Raw genomic sequence first — 21,631 nt, forward strand, 5'->3', positions numbered from 1 at the left:
TAGAAAGGGTGCCCAATGTGAAAGATGTGCAGAACATCGCGGAATTAATCGGGGATACGCCGCTCGTCAAATTAAACCGGGTGCAGCCTGAACACGCGGCGCAAGTTTATGTAAAGCTTGAATCCTTTAATCCAAGCGGCAGTGTGAAAGACCGGGCCGCTTATCAAATGATTCTTGATGCAGAAGAAAGAGGCCTTCTCAAACCAGGCTCTACAATCATTGAGCCGACAAGCGGAAACACGGGGATCGGGCTGGCTATGAATGCGGCCGCGAGAGGCTACAAAGCGATTCTTGTTATGCCTGATACGATGACGAAAGAACGGATCAACCTTTTAAAAGCCTATGGCGCGGAGGTCGTTCTGACTCCAGGGGACGAAAGAATGCCGGGGAGCATCAAAAAAGCGCAGGAGCTTGCAGAAGAGATCCCCGGAAGCTTTATACCGATGCAGTTTGACAATAAAGCCAACCCTGATGCGCACAGAAAAACAACAGCTTTGGAAATTGCCCGGGCAATAGAAGAAATCGGCAAACCGCTTGCGGCTTTTGTAGCAACTGCGGGGACGGGCGGAACGATAACCGGAACGGGTGAAACCCTGAAAGAGCTGTTCCCGGACATTACCGTTCATGTGGCAGAGCCGGCCGGCTCCCCTGTTTTGTCAGGAGGCAAACCGGGCAAGCACAAACTCGTCGGGACAAGCCCCGGCTTCATTCCGAATATTTTAAATGAGGATGTCTATGACGAAATATTAAAAATTACGGATGAAGAAGCTTATGAGATGACGCGCAGATTGGCGCGTGAAGAAGGAATTCTCGTCGGACCTTCTTCAGGAGCTGCCTGCTTCGCTGCCGTTGAAACCGCAAAAAAACTGCCGCCGGGAAAAATTGTCGTCTGCATGACAGCCGACACCGGAGAACGCTACTTATCGAGCGATCTATTTTCTTTTTCTGAAGCTTGAGTAAAAACTCTCGCAGTCTAGGAAGGCCGAGAATCGGAGCGGGCTTTCACCAGCACAGAACTGCCAACGAAGGCAGGGGTTTGCCGCCACACTGAAAGCTTGATTTCTGATCAGAAATCAAGCTTTTTTATTAGGAGGAAACCGATGATTGTACGGCGGCAGCTTTCTTCGACAGGATATACATGCCTGCGATCAGCAAAAAAGACAGCGTGGATAATATGCCAAAGAACAAGTAAACATAAAGCGCGGAAGAACGCTCATAGATGAGCCCGCCCATAAATGTGCAAAACCAGTTCCCCAAACCGTTTCCGACGGCTGTATATAAACTGATCGCCGTCGCGCCTAAATGATCCGGCGCAATCTTTCTGACATACTGCAGGGCAGCGGGAATGAACAAGCCGACGGAAAATCCCTGCACGATGCATGTCGCATATACGAGCGGCAGCGAAGGCGCAGCATAATAGAATATCCAGCGGAGCGAGGAGATGAGAATGGCAAACATCAAAACTTTTTCAATCCCAAACCGCTGAATCAAACGGCTTGCTGCTTTCATGAAAGGGGCTTCACTGCCCGCCGCAATTAAAAAAGCGATCCCCACTCCCGCGAGCGTTCCGCCGATTTCCTGAATATAGATTCCGAAATAAATATTATGGGCTAAAGTAGGGCCCATCATAAAAAAAGCTGCCGTCAAAAACAGAAAATACTTCTTCAGCTTAAAGAGTTCTTTGATTCCGGCCCTCAAACTGATGTTCATCGCTTTATTTTCTTTTGGGAGCCTTGCAGAAAAGAAAGCCGACAAGATTAAAAAAACAACATACGTATAAAAAATGAGTGCCAGATGAAAGGTTTCAGCCAGATTGCCCATAAAGAAAACGGCTCCCGCAAAACCGAGCGCCCCCCACAGCCGGATTGATCCGTAGGGGACCCCGGACTTTTCAGAAAAGCCGAGTGCAATGCTGTCTGAAAGCGGAACGACAGCGCTCTGACATGCAGCCAGGAAAATCATCGCCACGATCAAGACCTCATAAGATGCGGACAGGGAAAATAGCAGTGTGAACAATGCGGTCAACAATAATGCAGTCGTCAGCAATGCGGTCGGTCTCCTCGTCAGATCGCTCATCAATCCCCAAACAGGCTGGATGAAAATCATCACGACGGGGCTGATCGACATGATCAAGCCGATTTGGCCGCCGGACAAATGGACGGCATCTTTCAAATAAACGGACAAAAGCGGATAAAACGCCCCATAGCCAAAAAAGAACAAAAAATAAAAAGAATAAAACCGTTTGTTCATATGTAAACTCTCCCTCTTAAAGAGCTTCATTCCACCTTAACTATATGTCTTATTTCCAAATCCAGCAATCCTTTATTTAAAAAGGCCGCTCCAATAATGAGCGGCCTAAATGATGTCCGTTTCATGTCAGATGTTGTGCGATCGGTTTTGCGGCCGGACGGGAAAACATCCATTTATTTTGCCAGTTCGTATATCGCCTGGGCATAAAGGGAAACTGACTGCAACAGATCATCCACTTCCATGTATTCGTCCTTTTGGTGGGCGACGTCAGGCCGGCCCGGGAAAAGCGGTCCGAACGCGACTCCGGCTTGTAAGGACCTGGCGTATGTCGCACCGCCGATCGAGATTAATTCCGCTTTCTTTCCTGTCTGCTCCTCATAAACGCGCTGAAGCGTTTGAATCAACTCATGATCTTTTGGCACATAGTGGGGCTTGCTGTCTTTAAAGCTGACAAGCTCCGTCCCTGGCATGCTCTCAAGCGCGTTTTTCACACAGCCGCTCTCCCCTGTTACCGGATAGCGGATATTGATGCCGATCTCGCCGCCTTTGCCATTTGCATAAGACAGCCGGCCGACATTTAATGTCAAATCTCCGCTGATCTGATCGGTTGCGGCAATCCCGATCTTTTTCCCTCTCGTGTCACCAGCGAAAGCATTGGTGACCGTTTCGACAAAATGGAGGCCGGCTCCATCAAGCGCCTGTGTATGTAAAAACTCTGCCAAAACAAGACCTGCGTTGACCCCGTTATCGGGTTCCATCGCGTGGGCTGATTTGCCGTGCACCTTTAAAACTGCCGTATCACCTTCCTTAAGCAGCCGTCCATCGGCATGTTTTTCCTTGACGAAAGAGGTGAAAGATTCTTCAAAATCGCTTGTGATCGGCCCGGCCAGAACAGCTTCTGCATCATCAGGCACCATGTTTAAGCGGCGGCCTGATCCGAATGACTTCAGAACCAGATCAGCTCCTGGATCAGCCGCGGGACATTTTATTTTCAAAGCCGCATCAATCAGTCCTTTTTCAGCATAAATGATCGGAAAATCAGCATCAGGCGCAAAACCGGCTGAAGGCATGTCTTCATGTTTAAAATAATGTTCCACACATCTCCAATCGCTTTCTTCATCCGTTCCAATAATGATTCTGACCCGCTTTGATAAAGGCAGATTCATTTCTTTGACGATTTTCAGCGCGTGAAACGCGGCCATTGTCGGTCCTTTGTCATCGAGCGCTCCCCTTGCGTATATCCGTCCATCTCTGATGTCGGCGGCAAACGGGTCACTCGTCCATCCGTCTCCAGGGGGGACGACATCGATATGACACAGCACTCCAATGATGTCGTCTCCTTCCCCCCATTCAATATGACCTGCATACCCATCAAGATTTTTCACCGTGAAGCCGTTTTCTTCACCTTTTTCCAAAAGCGTTGTCAAGCATTGATGGATTCCTTCTCCGAACGGCTTTTCAGGGCTTGCCGTCGCTTCATCAAGGACGCTGTTGATTTTCAAGAAATTTTGAATATCCCGGACAATCTCATTCTTTCTTTTTGATACTTCTTGTTCCCAGTTCATATTTTCGCCCTTTCTTTTAAAAGATTAACCTGAAACACTTGCAAAACCAGCTGATAACGAATAATATAGATATTGTTTTGTTACAATGTTCGTTATTGGAGGAAATGATGTTTAACATAAAAGAAAACCAAACCACTGTTAAAAAAGAAATACTTGCCGGCCTTACAACATTTTTTACGATGGTTTATATCGTCGTCGTCAATCCCGGCATTCTCTCAGGCACAGGTGTCCCTTTTGACCAGGTGTTCACCGCTACGATTATTGCCGCAGTCGTCGGAACGCTTTGGATGGCGCTGGCCGCAAACTTTCCGATCGCGATTGCGCCGGGCATGGGGCTCAACGCCTATTTTGCGGTTTCAGTCGTCGGCTCATCAAATGGCGAGATTTCGTATCAGACGGCATTCAGCGCTGTCTTCACAGCGGGTATTCTCTTTATTATCTTATCGCTAACACCGCTTAGAAAACAACTGATCGAAGCCATCCCGGCCAATTTAAAATACGGCATTACAGCGGGAATCGGCCTGTTCATCGCGTTTGTCGGCTTAAGAGGAGCGGGTATTATTACGGCAAACAAAGCGAATTTAGTCGGACTCGGCGACTTGCGCTCCCCTGAAGTGATCCTAACATTGATCGGACTCGCTTTTTCCGTCATCCTGATGGTCATGAATGTAAACGGAGCCCTGTTTTTCGGGATGGTGTTGACCGGGCTGATCGCCTTTTTCACCGGGCAGCTGAGCTTTGCCCAAGGGGTTCTGTCACTGCCCCATCTGCCGGAAAAACTGATTGTCACAAACCCTTTCGCCGCCTTCGGCGATGTCATCCATTACGGCCTCTACTCGGTTGTCTTCTCTTTTCTCTTGGTAACGATTTTTGATACGACAGGGACGATGATCGGTGTTGCCGAACAGGCGGGGCTGATGAAAAAAGGCAAGCTGCCGAACGCGAGAAAAGCGCTGCTTGCCGATTCAACAGCGACGACGATCGGCGCCATGTTCGGGACAAGCCCGACAACCGCCTATATCGAGTCATCGGCTGGAGTTGCCGCAGGCGGAAGAACGGGGCTTACATCGTTGACAGTCGCCGTCCTCTTTGGTGCGGCACTGTTTTTCAGTCCGCTTGTCAGCGCCGTCTCAGGCATTGCCGCCATTACGTCCCCGGCATTGATCATTGTCGGAAGCATGATGATCGGAGCTGTCACAAACATCCGCTGGAAAGAGCTTGATGAAGCATTCCCGGCTTTTCTCGTCATCTTGGCAATGCCACTGACATCCAGCATCGCAACAGGCATCTCGCTTGGATTTATCTCATACCCAATTGTTAAAGCGGCAAAAGGAAAATGGCGTGACATCCATCCGCTTGTCTTAGTGTTTGCGATTCTATTTTTCATACACCTCTTCTTTTTAGAAGGACATTAAACTGCGAACCCCCGTTTTTACAAACGGGGGTTTTATATCTCCTGGACGACAATGCATCCCATCTTAAAAAGAAGACGGAGCTTTGAACAATAGGCTGACGGCCAGGTTGACACAGCACCAGATGAGCCCCGGGAAAAACAGCCAATTGATACAGCTGCGCCTTGCTTCACGATAAGCGGTGCTGTCATGATCCGCCCCCAATAAATAAGAGCGTTCCATCACCTTGTCAAACTGGATGGCCACCAGATTTCGGTAAGCGGCGGCAAAAATCAAAAGGGCTATCGCTTTCAGCCAGACCGGCCCTAACAGAATCAGCGCCGTAAAAATGCTGATCAGTCGAATGAGCTGTCTTTTATAATCGGGATGGCGCAGCATCACTTTGAAAAACACTTCCCGGCAGCCATTTTGCACCGTTCGCGTTTGAAAAAGGGGCTGAGACTTTCTAAAAAACAGCCTCGGCTTTTTCGCCCTCGTTGTTTTCCCGGGCTTGGGGATGGTGCCATCCTGGTTAAAAGATAAGAAAAATGCAGCCAGCTTCAGCTTGTGCTTCGTCTCAGCATCAACTTGATCGTAAAAAAGAAACAGATCCTTAAGCGAAGCCATGATGCTGTACACCGCCGCCACAGCCAGCACCAGTGCGACCCCTATAAGCACATACATAGAAGCGGATAGAACGGCGAACGAAGCGCAGATCAAAACGAGCAGCACCTCTCCCGCATGCAATAGCCGGTATTTCAAGCGGGGCGGCCTTTTGAGGTGCAGCTGTTTTAAACTAATCATGAACAGATTGATACAGAGATAGAAAAAGAAAACAGCGATACAAACTGACAGATCCATCTGCAACTTATTGATGTAAACAGGAGCACAAACCGCGATTAACAACAGCCATTTGCAAAGCTGAAGCGACAGGCAATAAACAAACCCGCATACTTTCATCTCAAAAATGACGGTTTTTTTCTGTAAAAGATACAGCTGATCCGCTTCCATCAGAAACGTCCGCACCGATCCAAACAGCGTAAAAAGCGCCGGGATCAGTAAAACCATCCCCGCATGCCATTCATGCTGCGTCACAGCTCCGCCATTCACCCATTTGATATACTGATAGACTAAAATCGCGATACCGGGCAAAACGATATACAGCCAAACCGTCCAGTCAATCACCAGGTTCAGGACGCGGAGCTGATACCGATAATCCGCCTTGAGCCTGCTTCGAAACAGTGATTGTCCATTCATAGGGCTCCACCCTTTACCGCCTCATAAAAACAATCGAGCAGCGATCCTTCCGGCAAGCCGGTCTTCATTCGGAGCTCTTCAAGCGTTCCCTGCATCACCAAGCTGCCGTTTGTAAGCAGCAAAAAGCGGTCGCAGATTTTTTCCGCGGTATCGAGAACATGTGTGCACAGGAGAATCCCCGCTCCCCGCTGTTGCTCTTCTTTCAGCATATCCAAAAAAAGCCGGTTTGCGATCGGATCAAGTCCGATAAACGGTTCGTCAATAATATATAAATCGGGCTTCATCAGAAAAGCATGGATGAGCATCAGCTTTTGCTGCATCCCTTTTGAAAATGTACCCGGATACTCATGAACGGCATGCTCCAATGAAAATTGCTCCATGAGCCGATTGGCTCTGCGATAAAAAACAGACTCGTCCTCCTGTAAAAAAGTCCCTAAAGCTGTGATGTGCTCCCAAAGGGTCAATTCATCATAAAAGCTTGGCTGCTCTGGTATGTATGCATATTTTGGTGTTTCATTCCAGTTTATCTCGCCGGTCACATGCCTAGTTAAACCGAGAATCGTTTTGATCGTCGTGCTTTTTCCCGCCCCGTTCGGACCGATTAAGCCGACAAGCTCGCCTGCTCCAACAGTAAATGCAATGTTTTCAATCGTCGGTTTCTCCTCTTCATATCCTGCTTGTTCAATATGTACTGAAAGCTTCACCGAATTCACCACCTCTGTTTTTTATTACGTATCAATCAGGAAAAAGTTTGTTTTTTTTATTAAAATGAACGTTGGTGTATGGGGATTTCCCCGCGTTTTTCGTTTTTTTCATGAATTTGGAACGGGTTTTTTGCTGGATATTTGTCTAGATCATCGTGTATAATATTTATTGATCATTTTCAGGGAAAGTGATCACAAATCGTCCATGCTGCATTTTGGAGTCGTAAGTTGTGGTAGTCAAGTCCATTCGATCATACGATAGGGAGTGGTTGTTTGAAACCTTCAACAAACCGAATGCTAACCAGGATCAAATCAGTCTACATGTTCATTCAAGAAAAAGGACTCGTTACAACCCAGGAACTGGTTGATGAATTTGGCACTACACCGAGAACAATCCAGCGTGATCTGAATGTGTTGGCATACAACGATTTAGTTCATAGCCCCAGCAGAGGCAAATGGGAAACAACAAGAAAAAAAGTAAAAATCTCCTCGTAGAAATATTCTGAAAAATAGAACATTAACGCAAAATATCATATAAGACAACCATTAAACATACAAAAAGCACCAAACGTCAAGTACGTTTGATGCTCCACTGCTTTTCATAGAATACGGGCTCTGCCAATTCTTTCAGACACTCGAATGATCAGAGTGTCTTTTGTTTTTTAATGCCTCAAGTTCGGATTCTTTCAGCTCCCTGTATTCTCCAGGCAGAAGCTTTGGATCGAGCTCGACATCCCCCATTTTCAGCCGCTTCAAAAAGATCACTTCGCGGCCGACGGCCTTCAGCATCCGCTTGACCTGATGAAACTTTCCTTCCGTGATCGTCAAAAGCAGCCGGCAGCTGTTTTCATCCTGTATCACCGCTTTGGCAGGCTTAGTCATATATCCTTCGCCGATGTCAACTCCTGTCTCAAGCTGAGCGGCAGCCTCCGGTGTCATTGGCTGATCAACATGCACTTCATATGTTTTCGGCACGTGTTTTTTAGGCGACAAAAGCTGATGCGACAGCTGCCCGTCATTGGTAAGAATCAGCAGGCCTTCCGTATCTTTGTCAAGCCGTCCGACAGGAAACGGCTCAAACCTTAAAAGCTCGGGATCGAGCAGATCAACAACCGTCTGCTGACGGCTGTCCTCCGTTGCCGAAAGCACCCCCTGGGGCTTATTCATCATCAGATAGATGAACTCCTGATAAAAGACGGGCTCACCGTACACCGTCACTTCATCCGCATCTGGATCAACCTGTGCTTTCGCATCCTTGACCATTTTGCCGTCTAATGCCACCGCGCCGTTTTTCAGCATTTTTTTGACATCTTTTCTCGAGCCGTAGCCGCTGTGCGACAGAAACTTATCCAATCTCATACAGCATGTCTCCCTTCCAGATCAAAAGAAAAGCCTGCTCATCAGGCTTTTCTTTTGAAAAAGCGATTTAGCCGCTGACCGAAGATTTTTTCCAGCAGTTTCAGCCGATAAGCCAAATACAGATAGATCGCACTGCCGGCCGCGGATGTGATGAGGATCACGATGGCGGAACGAATCGGTCCGCCTTCATAGGAAATAAATAAGCCGAGCAACGCTTGGACAACCCATAAAACAATTCCCATAACCGCCGTCAGAATCATCATCAGCAAAAGCCTTTTAAACAATTTTCGATAGGAATATCCTGCATGGCGTTTGATCATAATGAAACCGTATAGCAAGGATGCTGAATAGCCGAGGGCTGTCGCCAAAATCGAACCGTTCCCCTGAAACAGCTTGATCAAAGGAACGTTGAGCGCGATTTTGATGATGATTCCGATCAACAGGCTGACCACCGCAAATTTCTGCTTGTTCACACCCTGCAGCATCGCTGCATTGACAGTGAATAGAGAAAATAACAAGGCCAGGGGTGCATACCAGAATAGGATATTTTGTCCCATTTCAGGGTGCAGGTTATCAGATCCATAAAAGAACGTGTACACCGGTCCTGAAAGGAGCGCCATACCGACTGATGCCGGAAGGACGATGAAAAGAATGATCTGCATCGCCTGATCAATCTGTCTGTTTAAAGCGGGAAAATTTTTGTTGGTGAAGTTTTCGGTCATCGCCGGGATCAGCGTCAGTCCGAAGGCCGTCGCAAGAGATACCGGGATCATCACCAACTTGGGAACATACAGCGTCACAATCGCCAGCATGTCCTGGCTGATGTCGCCATAGCCCGCTTCAATCATCGCCTTATTGAACGTATTCGTATCAATATACTGATAAAGCGGAATCGCCAGCCCGACAAACACGTAAGGAGCGGCATAGCAGAACAGCTCCTTAAACATCTGCGTATACGTAATATTGGATGGCGGAACGAGATTCGGCTTTAGCGCCAGCAGTGCGCCTTTCCGTTTCTGCCAGGAAAAATAAAGGGTGAAAAGCCCGGCAAACGCACCGATCAAAGCGGCGAAAGTCGCATAGCCGACAGCTACGACGAGACCGCCGTTCAATACTTTCATCACCAAATATGTAGCGGTTAAAAGAAAGACGATTCTGGCAATTTGCTCAACCACTTGTGAAACGGCTGTGGGCCCCATCATCTGATGACCTTGGAAAAATCCCCTGACAAGTGCTAATATCGGCACGACCAGTAAAGCCAGACTGACCATGCGGATGACGTAAACGACATGTTCAATCGTCAGTCCGTTGTTCTCTGCACCGCCGAGGGCCACCTGTGCAAAAAACGGAGCAGACATGTAAAGAATCGAAAAAGCAATAATGCCCGTGACGAGCATCATCGACATTCCCGCGCGCAGCATCCTTCTCGTTGTCTCGTAATCACCGATCGAATTATATTTCGACACAAACTTGGACACAGCCGCCGGAAAACCCATCGTGGCAATGCTCAAAAACATCGTGTATTGATTATAACCGTACTGGAACAGGGCACCGCCCGTGGCACCGACCATAGCTCCGAACGGAATCAAATAGATCATTCCAAGGATCCTTGAAATATAGGTACCAAGCGTTAATGTAAACGTGCCTCTTAACAGTTTGCTTGACATGTTCCCAATCACCATTTTTCTACAATAGATTCAACTTTTCTATTTTAACACACAGGTGCTTCACCTAGGTAATAATAACATGGCTAAATTTTAACAGAACTTGCTTCATCGTTTTCTAAAGGGGGCGTTATTTCGTTATAATATAAAATGAAGCGCGGATGATGATTTGTCACTTTCTGAGGCATCTCTGCATCCGACAGGCTTTACACAAAGGAAAGTTGAGGATATGTTTATGAGTCAATTCGATTGTATTGTCATCGGCGGAGGACCTTCCGGGCTTATGGCCGCCATCGCGGCCGGTGAGCAAGGGGCCGATGTTCTCTTGATCGACAAAGGTAACAAACTCGGACGCAAGCTGGCCATTTCAGGAGGCGGACGCTGCAATGTCACCAACCGTCTTCCCGTGGATGAAATCATCCGCCATATTCCCGGAAACGGACGCTTCCTATACAGCGCTTTTTCCGAATTTAACAATGAAGACATCATCGCATTTTTCGAGCGCCTCGGTGTCAAGCTGAAGGAAGAGGACCACGGAAGAATGTTTCCCGTTTCCGACAAAGCGCAGAGCGTTGTCGACGCCCTGTTGAAAAGGCTTGAGCAGCTGCATGTGACAATCCGGACGAACGAAAGTGTCAAATCGGTCATATATAAGGATCAGAAAGCATGCGGCATCATCACAAACAACGGAGAAAACATTCCAGCCTCATCAGTCGTTGTGGCGGTTGGAGGCAAAAGCGTGCCCCATACCGGGTCGACGGGAGATGGCTATGCATGGGCTGAAAAAGCGGGCCACACGATTACAGAGCTCTTTCCGACAGAAGTTCCGGTCACATCGGCCGAGCCTTTTATTAAACAAAAAACCCTGCAGGGCTTATCATTGAGAAATGTCGCCGTCAGTGTGCTGAACAAAAAAGGAAAGCCTGTCATCACCCACAGGATGGATATGATTTTTACGCATTTTGGCCTTTCAGGCCCCGCCATTCTGCGATGCAGTCAATTTGTCGTGAAGGAATTAAAGAAACAGGAAACAGTCAGACTGAAGATCGATTTGTTCCCTGAGCTTCACGAAGAGCAGCTTTTTCAACGGATGCAAAAAGAGCTGAAAGACGCGACGAAAAAAACGCTGAAAAACGCGCTGAAATCATGGATGCAGGAAAGGTATCTGCTCTTTCTTTTCGAACGCAATCAGATCGATCCTTCTGAAACCTTTTCATCTCTTTCCAAAGACCGTTTCAGAGCGTTCGTCAAAGATTGCAAGGAGCTGACCATCAGTGTGAACGGCACGCTTTCGCTCGATAAAGCCTTTGTGACAGGCGGCGGTGTTTCCGTAAAAGAAGTCGATCCTAAAAAAATGGCCTCCAAAAAAATGGACGGTCTCTATTTCTGCGGGGAGATTCTTGATATTCACGGATATACAGGTGGGTACAATATCACATCAGCCCTTGTCACCGGAAGGCTGGCCGGCTTGAATGCAGGTGAATTTTCAATCGCTCAAAGAAAAAAATAAAATAACCTCAACCCCTTGACAAACAAGGATTTGCGAGGCATCCGCGCCAAGATTCAGACTTGTGCCTTTTTTGAAAAGTATGTTACGGTTAAAGAGTTTTGTTTCACCTGATTGTGGGGTAATAGGAGAAGCTAGGCCAAACCTCCTGAGAGAGAATGAAATTTTTATGTGCAACTCATACTAAACATATGGATGGGAAGAAGGACGAAAAATGATTTAGAGGGTGAGGATGAATTTGAAAAATATCTCAAGCGTTTTTTGGATTGTGATTGTTATCACATCAGCAGCAGTATTATGGGGAATCGTTGCTCCGGATAACCTACAAGCGTTAACGAGTTCGATTCAAGGATATATCACGAATACACTTGGATGGTATTACTTATTGGTGGTTTCTCTATTTGTAGCGTTCAGCATCTTTTTGATCTTCAGTCCGATCGGAAAGATCAAGCTGGGGAAACCGGAAGAAAAACCTGAATTCTCTCGCTTATCTTGGTTTGCCATGCTTTTTAGCGCAGGTATGGGCATTGGTCTCGTATTTTATGGCGCGGCTGAACCGATCAGCCATTATGCCATTAGCTCTCCATCAGGTGAAACAGAAACAGCCCAGGCCTTCAGAGATTCTCTGAGGTATACATTTTTCCACTGGGGATTGCATGCTTGGGCGATCTATGCGATCGTTGCCCTTTGCATCGCATACTTTCAATTCAGAAAAGACGCGCCTGGCTTGATCAGCGCGACGCTGTTTCCGGTCTTCGGCGACAGAGTCAACGGACCGCTTGGAAAAGGGATTGACTGCATCGCTGTATTTGCAACCGTCGTCGGTGTAGCGACTAGTCTCGGAATCGGCGCCACGCAGATCAACGGCGGACTCCATTATCTATTCGGAGTGCCGAACAGCTTCCAGGTGCAGCTGGCGATCATTGCAGTCATCACCGTTCTGTTTTTAATTTCCGCTTGGAGCGGAATCGGAAAAGGCATCAAGTACTTGAGCAATACGAACATGGTGCTGGCCGGCGTCCTGATGATCTTTATGCTGTTTGTCGGACCGACGGTGTTAATTATGAACTCGTTTACGGACACGATCGGAACGTATATCTCCAATGTGGTGCAAATGAGCTTCCGCCTTGCGCCTAATGATCCGGACAGCCGTGAATGGATCAATTCATGGACGATTTTCTACTGGGCTTGGTGGATCTCCTGGTCGCCGTTTGTCGGTATTTTCATCGCCCGCGTATCAAGGGGGCGCACAATCAGGGAATTTTTGATTGCCGTCTTGTTTGCGCCTACTGTGCTGGCGTTTCTATGGTTTTCAATTTTCGGGGTTTCAGCGATGGATCTTCAGCAAAAAGGGATTTTCAACGTTGCAAAACTGTCTACAGACACGATGCTGTTTGGAACATTTGACCACTACCCGCTGGCTATGATTACATCTATCGTTGCCTTGTTGCTCATTGCCGTATTCTTTATCACTTCTGCAGACTCGGCAACATTTGTTCTCGGAATGCAAACGACTTACGGTTCACTGAATCCTGAGAATTCGGTCAAGATATCATGGGGCATCATCCAGTCAGCAATGGCTGGGGCGCTCCTGTATTCAGGCGGACTATCGGCGCTGCAAAACACCGCGATCCTGGCCGCTCTGCCATTTTCAATCGTGATCATCTTCATGATCGTATCGCTTTACAAATCTCTGTCCCAAGAACGGAAAGAGATTAAAAAGTCCGAACAATTTCAAAAACCGAGAAGCCCTCGGGTGAAAAAAGCATAACTGAATAACTTCAATAAAAGCCGGCTAAAGCCGGCTTTTTCTTTATCTTTGAAATGCGCTGGCGACAGGAGCAGGAAGCTTTGGGAACTTATACGATGCTTTCCGCCGTCACCGCAGTATCAGGTCTTGTGTGTACAATCATTTTGGATGTTTTTAATGGCCTATGAAGTATCATTCCAGCATATAAAGAAGATCACGTTTTCTGTACAAGCTGATGCTACTCATTTCTTTTGTTCTGAAATCATCTTTTATACTTCTCAAGTTCGACTGTTTACTACATTCTTTATTTATCATTTGCTTGAATAACACATGAAGACTTAAATTAATTTTTCTTTTTTTTACTAAATTTCCCTTAGAATTTGCCGATAAAAAAATTGGAGGAGGTGCCATTTCATAACATTCATTAAAATTGTTTAAAGGAGCGTTTAAAATGAAAAAAATCATGATCAGTTTGGCTTCATTAGCAGCCGCAATTTCTCTTTTTGTTTTCCCTAGCAGCAGCTCTGCAGCAACATACTACAGTGCTGGACCAAGCACTCCAAGTCTACTAGTTGGTGTTTATGGAAAAAATGTATGGTCTCAAAAAGCGTACTGGGATCTTAGAAACATTGACAGCATTCCTGATACAGCTGTAATAGAATCGATCAATATTCGTTATGGATTAGATTCCAATGCAGGCATGAATTTCAGTAATACCCATGTGGCTTTATTTAATGAAAAAGGTGAAGGCAAATATACGTATACTGGCAATCCAATTCCTTCTTATGGTAGTTTAATGGATTCTGGTTTAGCAAACCCTTATTTTAGAGGTCAAAAAGTGAAACAGCTATGGAGTGTTCAATACTATACTTCAAATAGTCTTCGCGGCTATATAAAGCCTAACTTAAATATTTTTTGGAAAGATCCCAGCTTAGGACATTCAGGAAGTGTCGCAATCCAATAATGATTTTTAACTAAAGGGCTGAAAATCAGCCCTTTATTCATATTTTTATCTCTCATCCGATCACGACTTTCCAGCGCCTAGTTGATCTCGTTTTCAATATTGTCAATAATAGATTATAAAGTCTGTTATTTCCTGTATAAAATAAGTGCCGAAAAACAGTAAAGCTGTTCGCCTTGAGGGTCGCATGCGGCAGATACGTCATATTTTATATCGACCAGCTGGTCTTCGGACAGCTTTTTTAAAAATTCGTTGATTTCGTGCTGCAAATCTTTTTCGTGTTCTTCATCAAATACGGCAACCTTCAGCATACGCTCTCTCCTTTCTATATGAAAGGTATTCACGAACAGCCGAAGTTATGATCAAAAAAGAGACTGTGAGGCGCTTGGCGACGTTCGCATTGCAAAATGAAAAAGCTTCTTACCGCCAAGATAAGAAGCTAAGACCTTATGTTGTTTTCGGCTTCGTATCGCCGGTCCACTCAAGCATGCCGCCGATCATGTTTGTCACGTCAAATCCTTTGTCCTTCAGGTAGAGGCAGACGTTCTCACTGCGCTTCCCTGAGCGGCAGACAAAAATATAAGATTGATCTTTTTGAAAGATGTCGATCTTTTCCGGTATGTCACCCATCTTAATATGAACGGCTTCCGGGATCATGCCTTCGGCCACTTCTTCATCTTCCCTGACATCAATGATGTTGAGCGTTTCTCCTTTTGAAAGCTTTTCCTGCAGCTTGTCAGGTGTGATTTCTTTTACTGTCATATTTCCAGCTCCCTTTATCATGTACGTGAACATATTATAGCAAAAGTCAGGAGCGGATTTCTATCGGAGGGTGCTTTGGTTCAGCTTGTTGTCGGGAAAGATCGATTTTCCAAACGATTGGAAAGACCCGCTGCCCGCGGCGGCTCCCTCTGCCATGCCCGCTCCAACCAGACAGACCAGCATGACAGCTGAAAAGCAAATGACCTTTTTCATATGATCCCCTCCTTCACTTTGCATATTTGATTTCTTGCACAACGGGATTTCTCAAGATACAAATCACTTTTTTTGTCATCACCCGAGCACAGATAGTAATCGGCAATATCTTTTGTCAATTCGGCGACATCCACCCACAGCTTCTTACCTGCCAGGTATTCCAATGAAAATTCGATATCCAGCGGATTTCCGGTATCATACAAGGCAAAAATAAGCCTGAATTTCGCCGTATATTCTTCCTCACCATCTTCGACAGACCTGGAAAAGCCCTTTTTGCAGAGCCGGCTCGCTTCTTCGCGGCGGCCGTTTTTATACATGAGATGAGAAAGTTCGAAGATGGTGTTGATGCCAAAAACGGACCGCTTATGGAGATCAACGGCAAGCGCCTTTCGAAAATGCTCCTCCGCCAAAAGAGGCATGTTCCGATTCGCATACTTCAGTCCCATATTATGATGGATGAGTCCGATAATTCTTTCATTTTGAAGAGAAACGGCCTGATCCAATGCCCGTCGGTAGTGCTTCTCCCCCTGCTTCATGCGGAACAGGTCAAACTGGTTCGAACCGAGAATCATGTCGCATCCAATCGCTTTATCTATGTAATCGTCATGTTTGCTGAAGATGGAAAGCGCTTTTTCGGCATGGTTCATCGAACGGAAATGATCATTAATCTGATAGTAGGCGCCCGCGATTTTATAATGAAATTCCGCTTTTTCGATTTCATCTGTCAGTTTATATAGTTTGTTTTCCGCTTTCTTGTAGCAGCTGATCGCCTCAAGATAATTTTTCTCATGAAATTCGTACATGCCGGAAAAAAAGTAGAAATAGTATTGAATAACATCATCAGCATGCACAATCGTTTCCTTCTGTCGTTTGATTTCTCTGAAAAGCTCGGCAGATTCGGCAAACTGTTCGGTCATCAATTTGAACCTGTAATCGAGCAGATGAAAATAAAGCTGTAAATCTCCTTGTTTCTCCATTCCCGAAAGCAGCCTCTTAATCTCGTACTTTAAAGATACAGCTTGGAGCGCTTCATGGCGCTTGATCATGGTATACCATCGGTTCAAAAGTCCGGCCGCCTTTTCGTACGCCGTTTTCGCATCCACTTCTTGATTCATCCTTTCTTATTTTCAAAAAATGGCCATACTATTATTTCCTTTTTATAACTTTATTTTACAAAAAATGATTGTTGTTAGCAATCAATTTTCTAATCGGTCAGCTCCAGTGCTTCAGCTGGCTTTCGAGATTTTGCGCTGTCACAAGGCCCTTTTGGAACTGGCTTGGACAGGAAAGATTGTATTTTTTGATTTTCCGGTTGATGTCTTCAATCTCTTCTTCCCGTTTATTCGATTTGCTGGCTTTTTCGATTTCTTGCTTTATTTCCTTTTGCAGCTTCAGCCATTCGGGCAGATATTTGGCGTTTTTCAGCGTGCTGGAAAGCGCGTCTCCTTGAAGCGCTTCTTTTGAGAGCGGTTTGCCGAAGCCGGGCAGAGATTGAACACCGCCGTCTTGATTAAGACTGTCTTGAACAGCCTGATCGATCCAGTGAATATAGCGTTTATCATTTTCTTTGCTCATGTGTACCGCCTCCTTTCATGAAAAAACACACCCGCTTCATAAACGCAGGTGCAGTGTCACGCTTCCGCTGAGTGAGACCGCTCCGCCGGACCCGTTGCTTCCGCCTTTTTCAGGACTTGATAGGCCAGCCACATGATCGAATAACCGAGCAGGCTGACGCTGAAAAATGGAACGATTCCCGGCAGATAGGCAAAAACGGCAAACAGCAAGGCGGTAAGCGCGATCATCGTCAAGGTATATTGCAGGTACGAAATCCCGAGAAGCAGGGAAAATTTTAAATACAACCGCTTTTTCCAGTCGAAATGGGCCAGAAGCGGAAACACATAGAACAGCATGATGACGTATAAAAACCCGAACACCATAATGACGAAACGAAGAATGTGCAAAAATAGATTTTCCGGATGAATAAATGCCAGATCAACATAAATAATCGCTCCAACGATCAATAGAATGAAGCCGATTGCGTTCGCGCGGAAAAATTCCCCGCGGTACGCCTGCCAAAACGTCCGAAAGATCGGAATGTCCGAGCGGCCCATCACCCATTTCCTTGTGACGGCAAATAAAGCGGCGGTCGCCGGCATAAATCCGAATACACCAAACCCGAAAAGTGTAAACGCAAACCACAGCAGATTGGCATAAGAAAATCTCATCACCCACTCGCAAAAGCTCAGCACTCTTCCCATGGAGACATCCTGTTCCACGTTTTTAGCCCCCTTTTCAGTGTATGGCTTGGACCTGAAGAAGCTCTCGAATGTCGATCGGCCTTTTTTCCTTGATGGAACGCCACAATCCTTCCCCGGCTGCGATCGAATAGGCGCCGGCTTCAGCCCCAGCCAGAATCTCGTAATCCCTCAAAGGGTCTTTTCCTGAAAACAGCTCCTCCATAAGCAGGGGATCTCCGCCGCCATGTCCGCCGGGCTTCTGAACGACGCGGATCGTTTCTTTCGACTCGAACAGCGGAAAATAGTCGATCGTCTGCTCATCCACTTCAAAAGGAATTCTTCCTGGAGCATGGTATTCTTTCGTTTCCAGCCTTCCTTTTGTACCGTTGATCGCAAGGCGGTAGCCTTCATACGGAGCGGAAAAAAGCAGCGAATAATTCAATATGGCACCCCCGTCATATTTCAAAACGGCGGCGTAGGTGTCTTCGATGTCGATTTCTTCATCGAATATACAAGCGTCAGGCCGGTAGCCGGAGTATAAAAGATGCTGATTGTCATCCGCTTTGATGTGGTCATCCTCGGGATCGCCGTCTTTCCATCTCATATAGTAACGGCATTTCTTTTTGACGTGACATGTCCCGCAATAACGCGGCTCCCCTTTTTCAGGGTTCATTTCACCGTCCGGTCCGTAGTAGTTCAGACCGCCGTAGGAAAAGACTTCACGGGGTTTTTGATCAAGCCACCAATTGACAAGATCGAAGTGGTGTGTGGACTTATGGACGGAAAGCCCGCCGGAGTACTTTCTCATTCTGTTCCAGCGCTTAAAATAGCTCGCTCCATGGTACGTGTCGATATACCAGTTCAGGTCAACCGATGTAATGGTGCCGAGCTTTCCTGCAAGAATCATCTCTTTAATTTTGCGGTGGAATGGATTATAGCGGTAGTTGAACGTGACGGTCACTCTGCCTTTGCTGGCCTTTTCGGCTTCCAATACAGCTCTTGCATCCCCGGCTGTTGTCACCATCGGCTTTTCAGCAATCACGTCGATATTCTTTTTTAAAGCGCCCAAAATATAGCGGGCATGTGTATCATCGCGGCCCGCAACAATCACAGCGTCAGGTTTGACTTCCTCAAGCATGGCCTCAAATCGTTCAGCGCGAAAAAAAGGTACCGGCCCAAGCTCCGGAAATCTCTTTTTGCAGACGGCTTCCCGCAGCGGATCATCATCCAAAAGCGCGGCGATCGAGTGCTTCCGTCGGTATTGCTTCAGAAGAGGCTCGATAAACATATTGATGGCGCGGCCGCTCAGCCCGCAAATCGCATATTTTTTCATTGGCACCCCTCTGTTCATTGACCTTGAAGCGTCTGAATGAACTTCACCGCTTCAGAGGTTTTCTTTGCATAGACCGGAATAAATGCAGCCATATCCGTGTTCAGTTGAAACGTGTAGCCGTTCAAACGTTTTTCCCCTTTTTTAATGATGGCGGCATACATCTGCTCCCGGCCGTTTTTGCCGGCAGCACTGTATGGCGACCGCTCTTCTGATCGAGCCTTGAGCGGCTGAAGTCCTTCAGGATCGTAAAAAGGTTCAAACATGTCTTCTGGAACGATAAACAGATCTCCTTCTTTCGCTGCGATTTCAACAAGCAATTTTTCGGGTGAAGCCGGGAAAGCCGTAACATGCAAGCCCTCTTTCCCGGCGGCTTTCCCGATGTTCTGCTTAACTTGTTCCGGCGCATCGGAAAAGACAAAAACATCCGTCCCCGCCGCCTCGCCCTTTCCGCAGGCAGAAAGAATAAAGGCAGCGATGGCCGGCATGAATAGCCAAACAAGCTTTCTCACCTTTCTCCTCCGTCCACAAAGCGGCTGCTTCTCTCAAGCTCTGTAAGCGCCATGATCAAGGCGCCGACTCCGTGCAGATCATTGGTGCTTTTGTCGCGGCCGACATAATACTCATACGTTCCTGCTGATGTGCCGACGCAAATGTCTTTTAGCAGCAGGCCTTCCTCAAGGCTGAACTCGATTTTCTCCGCCAGAAGCCCCCTGTATCCCTTTAGCGCCTTTTTTTGATATGACGGGTCGATATAGCCCATCCGCGTCCCTTTTGCCATCGCGTATATATACAGGCATGAACAGGAGCTTTCAAGCCAGTTGTCCTCCCGTCCGCCTTTATCAACGACCTGGTACCAGAGCCCTGTTTCCTCATCCTGAAAATCGGCGAGGCTTTTCACCATTTCTTGAAGCGTTGCCGTCCATTCCCGTCTTTTTTCGTGATGCTGCGGGAGGAGCTCGATCATATCGCTCAGTGCAAGGGCGTACCAGCCGATCGATCTTCCCCAAAACTCAGGGGAGCAGCCTGACTCCGGATCGGCCCACGGCATTTTTCTTTTCTCGTCCCAGGCATGGTAATACAATCCTGTCCGAGCGTCTTTTGTATGCTTTCTCATCAAATTTTCTTCGAGGACGACCATATCGTGAAGCTCCGGCTCATTGAAGGCCCGCGCGAATTTCAGGGCGAATGGTCCGCACATATACAAACCGTCAAGCCACATTTGGTAAGGGTATTTATCTTTGTGCCAAAAGCCGCCTTCTGCCGTTTGATTGAGCGTTTCAAAAAGGCCCCGCAGCTTTTTCGCCGCCTTCAGGTAGCGTTCATCTCCCGTCTCTTCATACAAAGGAAATAAGAGAAGCCCTGCTTGAATGGCATCCAGCTCATCTCTTGCGAAATAAAAGTTTCCGTACTCATCAACGAGATCATCAACGTAATCTTTTACATAATTAAAATACGTCTGTTTTCCCGTTTCATTCCAAAGATGAATAAGACCGCACAAAAACACGCCTTGATGGTAGTGCCAGCGTCCGGCGGGGGGCAGCCTGTCTACTGTATACGCTTTCATTATTGTTTTGGCTGCTTCCTCAGCGACAAAAAGCGGTGATTTTGTGGCGAGAGATTGGTTCATTTCACTCAAATCCTTTCATTCAAGAATTTTTCAGTAAATTCCTTCTTCTCCAAACTTCTTGGCCATCCTGTTCGCAAACATGACCAGCACGAGTCCCACAGCGGCTTTGAACAAACCGACAGCCGTGCTGTAGCTGAATTGCCCCTGCTTTAACCCGGCCGTATACACATACGTATCAAAGATCTCGGCTACTTCCCGGTTCGTAGCATTCAACAGCAGGTACACATGCTCAAATCCAAGCTCCAAGGTATCGCCGATTTTCAGAATCAGCAGTACGACAATCACGCTTCTGATCGCCGGCAGGGTAACATGCCACATCCTCCGCAGGCGATTGGCCCCATCCATTTTTGCCGCTTCGTAAAGCTGCGGATCGACCGCGGTCATCGCCGCCAAATAAATGATCGTCGACCATCCGGCCTCCCTCCAGATGACCTGAAGAATATACATCGGCCTGAACCAGTTTTCATTCAGCAAAAAGTTGATTTTTTCCCCGCCAAAATAGGCGATCAACTCATTAATCAGCCCTCCGTCCACCGTCAACAGGACAAATGAAAGCGAAACGACGATGACCCAGGACATAAAATGCGGAATATAAATCATCGTCTGGACAAATTTTTTAAAAAGTGCGATTCTGACTTCGTTGAGCAAAAGAGCTAAAATAATCGGAATCGGAAAAAATACGACAAGGTTTAAGAAAAACAACACCAACGTGTTCTTCAGCAGCATAAAAAAGGTCGGTTCTGTAAACAGTCTTTCAAAATGCTTAAATCCGACCCATTCGCTCCCCGTTATGCCGAGAAATGGCTGGTAATCCTGAAAGGCGATGACAATTCCCCACATCGGTACATACTTGAAAAGAAGAAAGTAAATCAATCCCGGAAGGATCATTAAATATAAATATTTTTGCTGAAGGGCTTTCTCAAAAAAACGCGTCTTTCTCTCTTTTCCGACAATCAGGGCCTTTTCCTTCCCGGTCGGAACTTGTGCAGCTTTCATAAACGGCCTCCCTTCACGGTGTTTGCTTCCACTTTAAATCAGGCCGCAAAATGCA

Annotated in this window: 22 protein-coding genes; 6 read left to right on the forward strand and 16 right to left on the reverse strand. The window is 46.8% G+C overall.

From position 1 onward, the window contains the following. Positions 1-17 precede the first annotated feature (17 nt). The gene (cysK, locus tag P3X63_RS16290) at positions 18-956 is read left to right on the forward strand and encodes a cysteine synthase A (protein ID WP_077736190.1); all 939 of its coding nucleotides are present in this window, start codon (positions 18-20) and stop codon (positions 954-956) included. A 130-nt stretch (positions 957-1,086) separates the two neighbouring features. Here the strand turns inward: cysK and P3X63_RS16295 are convergent, their stop codons facing one another. After that, entirely contained in the window at positions 1,087-2,250 is a 1,164-nt protein-coding gene (locus P3X63_RS16295) for an MFS transporter (RefSeq protein ID WP_026588308.1), read from the reverse strand. Between the two features lie 173 nt (positions 2,251-2,423). Beyond that, positions 2,424-3,815, reverse strand: coding sequence for a dipeptidase PepV (pepV, locus tag P3X63_RS16300; RefSeq protein WP_077736189.1), 1,392 nt, complete (start codon positions 3,813-3,815; stop codon positions 2,424-2,426). 107 nt (positions 3,816-3,922) lie between these two features. On the opposite strand from pepV, the gene P3X63_RS16305 reads away from it, so the two are divergent. After that, entirely contained in the window at positions 3,923-5,230 is a 1,308-nt protein-coding gene (locus P3X63_RS16305) for an NCS2 family permease (protein ID WP_026588310.1), read from the forward strand. A gap of 63 nt (positions 5,231-5,293) precedes the next feature. Here the strand turns inward: P3X63_RS16305 and P3X63_RS16310 are convergent, their stop codons facing one another. Beyond that, positions 5,294-6,463: an ABC transporter permease gene (locus P3X63_RS16310; RefSeq protein WP_277691494.1), complete on the reverse strand. Its 1,170-nt coding sequence runs from the start codon at positions 6,461-6,463 to the stop codon at positions 5,294-5,296. Continuing rightward, positions 6,460-7,167 (reverse strand): ABC transporter ATP-binding protein, encoded by a 708-nt coding sequence (locus P3X63_RS16315; protein WP_372708973.1) that lies wholly within the window; start codon positions 7,165-7,167, stop codon positions 6,460-6,462. Before P3X63_RS16315 ends, P3X63_RS16310 begins: the two co-directional genes overlap by 4 nt. Before the next feature lie 273 nt (positions 7,168-7,440). Here P3X63_RS16315 and P3X63_RS16320 point away from each other — a divergent pair, with 273 nt between their 5' ends. Then, positions 7,441-7,662, forward strand: a complete 222-nt coding sequence (locus tag P3X63_RS16320; RefSeq protein WP_003184500.1) for a DeoR family transcriptional regulator — start codon at positions 7,441-7,443, stop codon at positions 7,660-7,662. A gap of 132 nt (positions 7,663-7,794) precedes the next feature. Here the strand turns inward: P3X63_RS16320 and P3X63_RS16325 are convergent, their stop codons facing one another. Further along, entirely contained in the window at positions 7,795-8,526 is a 732-nt protein-coding gene (locus P3X63_RS16325) for a pseudouridine synthase (RefSeq protein WP_026588313.1), read from the reverse strand. A gap of 41 nt (positions 8,527-8,567) precedes the next feature. Continuing rightward, a complete protein-coding gene (locus P3X63_RS16330; protein ID WP_026588314.1) occupies positions 8,568-10,193 on the reverse strand; it encodes a putative polysaccharide biosynthesis protein in 1,626 nt (541 codons plus the stop codon). A 232-nt stretch (positions 10,194-10,425) separates the two neighbouring features. On the opposite strand from P3X63_RS16330, the gene P3X63_RS16335 reads away from it, so the two are divergent. The 3 genes from P3X63_RS16335 to P3X63_RS16345 all read left to right on the forward strand — a co-directional run bounded on the left by P3X63_RS16335 (position 10,426) and on the right by P3X63_RS16345 (position 14,411). After that, positions 10,426-11,700, forward strand: coding sequence for a BaiN/RdsA family NAD(P)/FAD-dependent oxidoreductase (locus P3X63_RS16335; RefSeq protein WP_077737183.1), 1,275 nt, complete (start codon positions 10,426-10,428; stop codon positions 11,698-11,700). 229 nt (positions 11,701-11,929) lie between these two features. Further along, positions 11,930-13,468: a glycine betaine transporter OpuD gene (gene opuD, locus P3X63_RS16340; RefSeq protein WP_277691500.1), complete on the forward strand. Its 1,539-nt coding sequence runs from the start codon at positions 11,930-11,932 to the stop codon at positions 13,466-13,468. Between the two features lie 430 nt (positions 13,469-13,898). After that, complete coding sequence (locus P3X63_RS16345; RefSeq protein ID WP_026588318.1) at positions 13,899-14,411, forward strand: hypothetical protein; 513 nt, start codon at positions 13,899-13,901, stop codon at positions 14,409-14,411. 125 nt (positions 14,412-14,536) lie between these two features. Here the strand turns inward: P3X63_RS16345 and P3X63_RS16350 are convergent, their stop codons facing one another. The 10 genes from P3X63_RS16350 to P3X63_RS16395 all read right to left on the reverse strand — a co-directional run bounded on the left by P3X63_RS16350 (position 14,537) and on the right by P3X63_RS16395 (position 21,576). Continuing rightward, positions 14,537-14,719, reverse strand: coding sequence for a sporulation protein Cse60 (locus P3X63_RS16350; RefSeq protein ID WP_026588319.1), 183 nt, complete (start codon positions 14,717-14,719; stop codon positions 14,537-14,539). A gap of 136 nt (positions 14,720-14,855) precedes the next feature. Then, positions 14,856-15,170, reverse strand: coding sequence for a rhodanese-like domain-containing protein (locus P3X63_RS16355; protein ID WP_026588320.1), 315 nt, complete (start codon positions 15,168-15,170; stop codon positions 14,856-14,858). A gap of 60 nt (positions 15,171-15,230) precedes the next feature. Further along, the gene (locus P3X63_RS16360; protein WP_179115699.1) at positions 15,231-15,383 is read right to left on the reverse strand and encodes a hypothetical protein; all 153 of its coding nucleotides are present in this window, start codon (positions 15,381-15,383) and stop codon (positions 15,231-15,233) included. Further along, positions 15,380-16,486 carry a response regulator aspartate phosphatase gene (locus P3X63_RS16365; protein WP_236251149.1) on the reverse strand — a complete coding sequence of 369 codons (1,107 nt, stop codon included), beginning with the start codon at positions 16,484-16,486 and terminating at the stop codon, positions 15,380-15,382. Before P3X63_RS16365 ends, P3X63_RS16360 begins: the two co-directional genes overlap by 4 nt. Before the next feature lie 109 nt (positions 16,487-16,595). Continuing rightward, complete coding sequence (locus tag P3X63_RS16370) at positions 16,596-16,958, reverse strand: DnaJ family domain-containing protein (RefSeq protein ID WP_026588322.1); 363 nt, start codon at positions 16,956-16,958, stop codon at positions 16,596-16,598. 56 nt (positions 16,959-17,014) lie between these two features. Then, positions 17,015-17,659, reverse strand: a complete 645-nt coding sequence (locus P3X63_RS16375) for a YesL family protein (protein WP_026588323.1) — start codon at positions 17,657-17,659, stop codon at positions 17,015-17,017. A gap of 16 nt (positions 17,660-17,675) precedes the next feature. Beyond that, entirely contained in the window at positions 17,676-18,953 is a 1,278-nt protein-coding gene (locus tag P3X63_RS16380; RefSeq protein ID WP_026588324.1) for a Gfo/Idh/MocA family protein, read from the reverse strand. 14 nt (positions 18,954-18,967) lie between these two features. Beyond that, entirely contained in the window at positions 18,968-19,462 is a 495-nt protein-coding gene (locus P3X63_RS16385) for a lipoprotein YteS (protein ID WP_277691508.1), read from the reverse strand. Next, positions 19,459-20,580 (reverse strand): glycoside hydrolase family 88/105 protein, encoded by a 1,122-nt coding sequence (locus tag P3X63_RS16390; protein ID WP_277691510.1) that lies wholly within the window; start codon positions 20,578-20,580, stop codon positions 19,459-19,461. The genes P3X63_RS16385 and P3X63_RS16390 overlap by 4 nt, the downstream gene beginning before the upstream one ends. A 30-nt stretch (positions 20,581-20,610) precedes the next feature. Next, on the reverse strand, positions 20,611-21,576 hold the full coding sequence (locus P3X63_RS16395) for an ABC transporter permease (protein ID WP_026588327.1): 966 nt from the start codon (positions 21,574-21,576) through the stop codon (positions 20,611-20,613). Between the last annotated feature and the right edge of the window lie 55 nt (positions 21,577-21,631).

This window comes from Bacillus sp. HSf4 (genome assembly GCF_029537375.1).
In the GTDB taxonomy this organism is placed as follows: Bacteria; Bacillota; Bacilli; order Bacillales; family Bacillaceae; genus Bacillus; species Bacillus sonorensis_A.

Bases quoted from the DNA above. Each gene is read 5' to 3' on its own strand.
- P3X63_RS16360 (WP_179115699.1), bottom strand. From the start codon at position 15,383: ATGAAAAAGGTCATTTGCTTTTCAGCTGTCATGCTGGTCTGTCTGGTT.
- P3X63_RS16335 (WP_077737183.1), top strand. From the start codon at position 10,426: ATGAGTCAATTCGATTGTATTGTCATCGGCGGAGGACCTTCCGGGCTT.
- P3X63_RS16310 (WP_277691494.1), bottom strand. From the start codon at position 6,463: ATGAATGGACAATCACTGTTTCGAAGCAGGCTCAAGGCGGATTATCGG.
- P3X63_RS16295 (WP_026588308.1), bottom strand. From the start codon at position 2,250: ATGAACAAACGGTTTTATTCTTTTTATTTTTTGTTCTTTTTTGGCTAT.
- P3X63_RS16355 (WP_026588320.1), bottom strand. From the start codon at position 15,170: ATGACAGTAAAAGAAATCACACCTGACAAGCTGCAGGAAAAGCTTTCA.
- pepV (WP_077736189.1), bottom strand. From the start codon at position 3,815: ATGAACTGGGAACAAGAAGTATCAAAAAGAAAGAATGAGATTGTCCGG.
- P3X63_RS16395 (WP_026588327.1), bottom strand. From the start codon at position 21,576: ATGAAAGCTGCACAAGTTCCGACCGGGAAGGAAAAGGCCCTGATTGTC.
- P3X63_RS16325 (WP_026588313.1), bottom strand. From the start codon at position 8,526: ATGAGATTGGATAAGTTTCTGTCGCACAGCGGCTACGGCTCGAGAAAA.
- P3X63_RS16380 (WP_026588324.1), bottom strand. From the start codon at position 18,953: ATGAAAAAATATGCGATTTGCGGGCTGAGCGGCCGCGCCATCAATATG.
- P3X63_RS16350 (WP_026588319.1), bottom strand. From the start codon at position 14,719: ATGCTGAAGGTTGCCGTATTTGATGAAGAACACGAAAAAGATTTGCAG.
- P3X63_RS16330 (WP_026588314.1), bottom strand. From the start codon at position 10,193: ATGTCAAGCAAACTGTTAAGAGGCACGTTTACATTAACGCTTGGTACC.
- opuD (WP_277691500.1), top strand. From the start codon at position 11,930: ATGAATTTGAAAAATATCTCAAGCGTTTTTTGGATTGTGATTGTTATC.
- P3X63_RS16390 (WP_277691510.1), bottom strand. From the start codon at position 20,580: ATGAACCAATCTCTCGCCACAAAATCACCGCTTTTTGTCGCTGAGGAA.
- P3X63_RS16370 (WP_026588322.1), bottom strand. From the start codon at position 16,958: ATGAGCAAAGAAAATGATAAACGCTATATTCACTGGATCGATCAGGCT.
- P3X63_RS16345 (WP_026588318.1), top strand. From the start codon at position 13,899: ATGAAAAAAATCATGATCAGTTTGGCTTCATTAGCAGCCGCAATTTCT.
- P3X63_RS16305 (WP_026588310.1), top strand. From the start codon at position 3,923: ATGTTTAACATAAAAGAAAACCAAACCACTGTTAAAAAAGAAATACTT.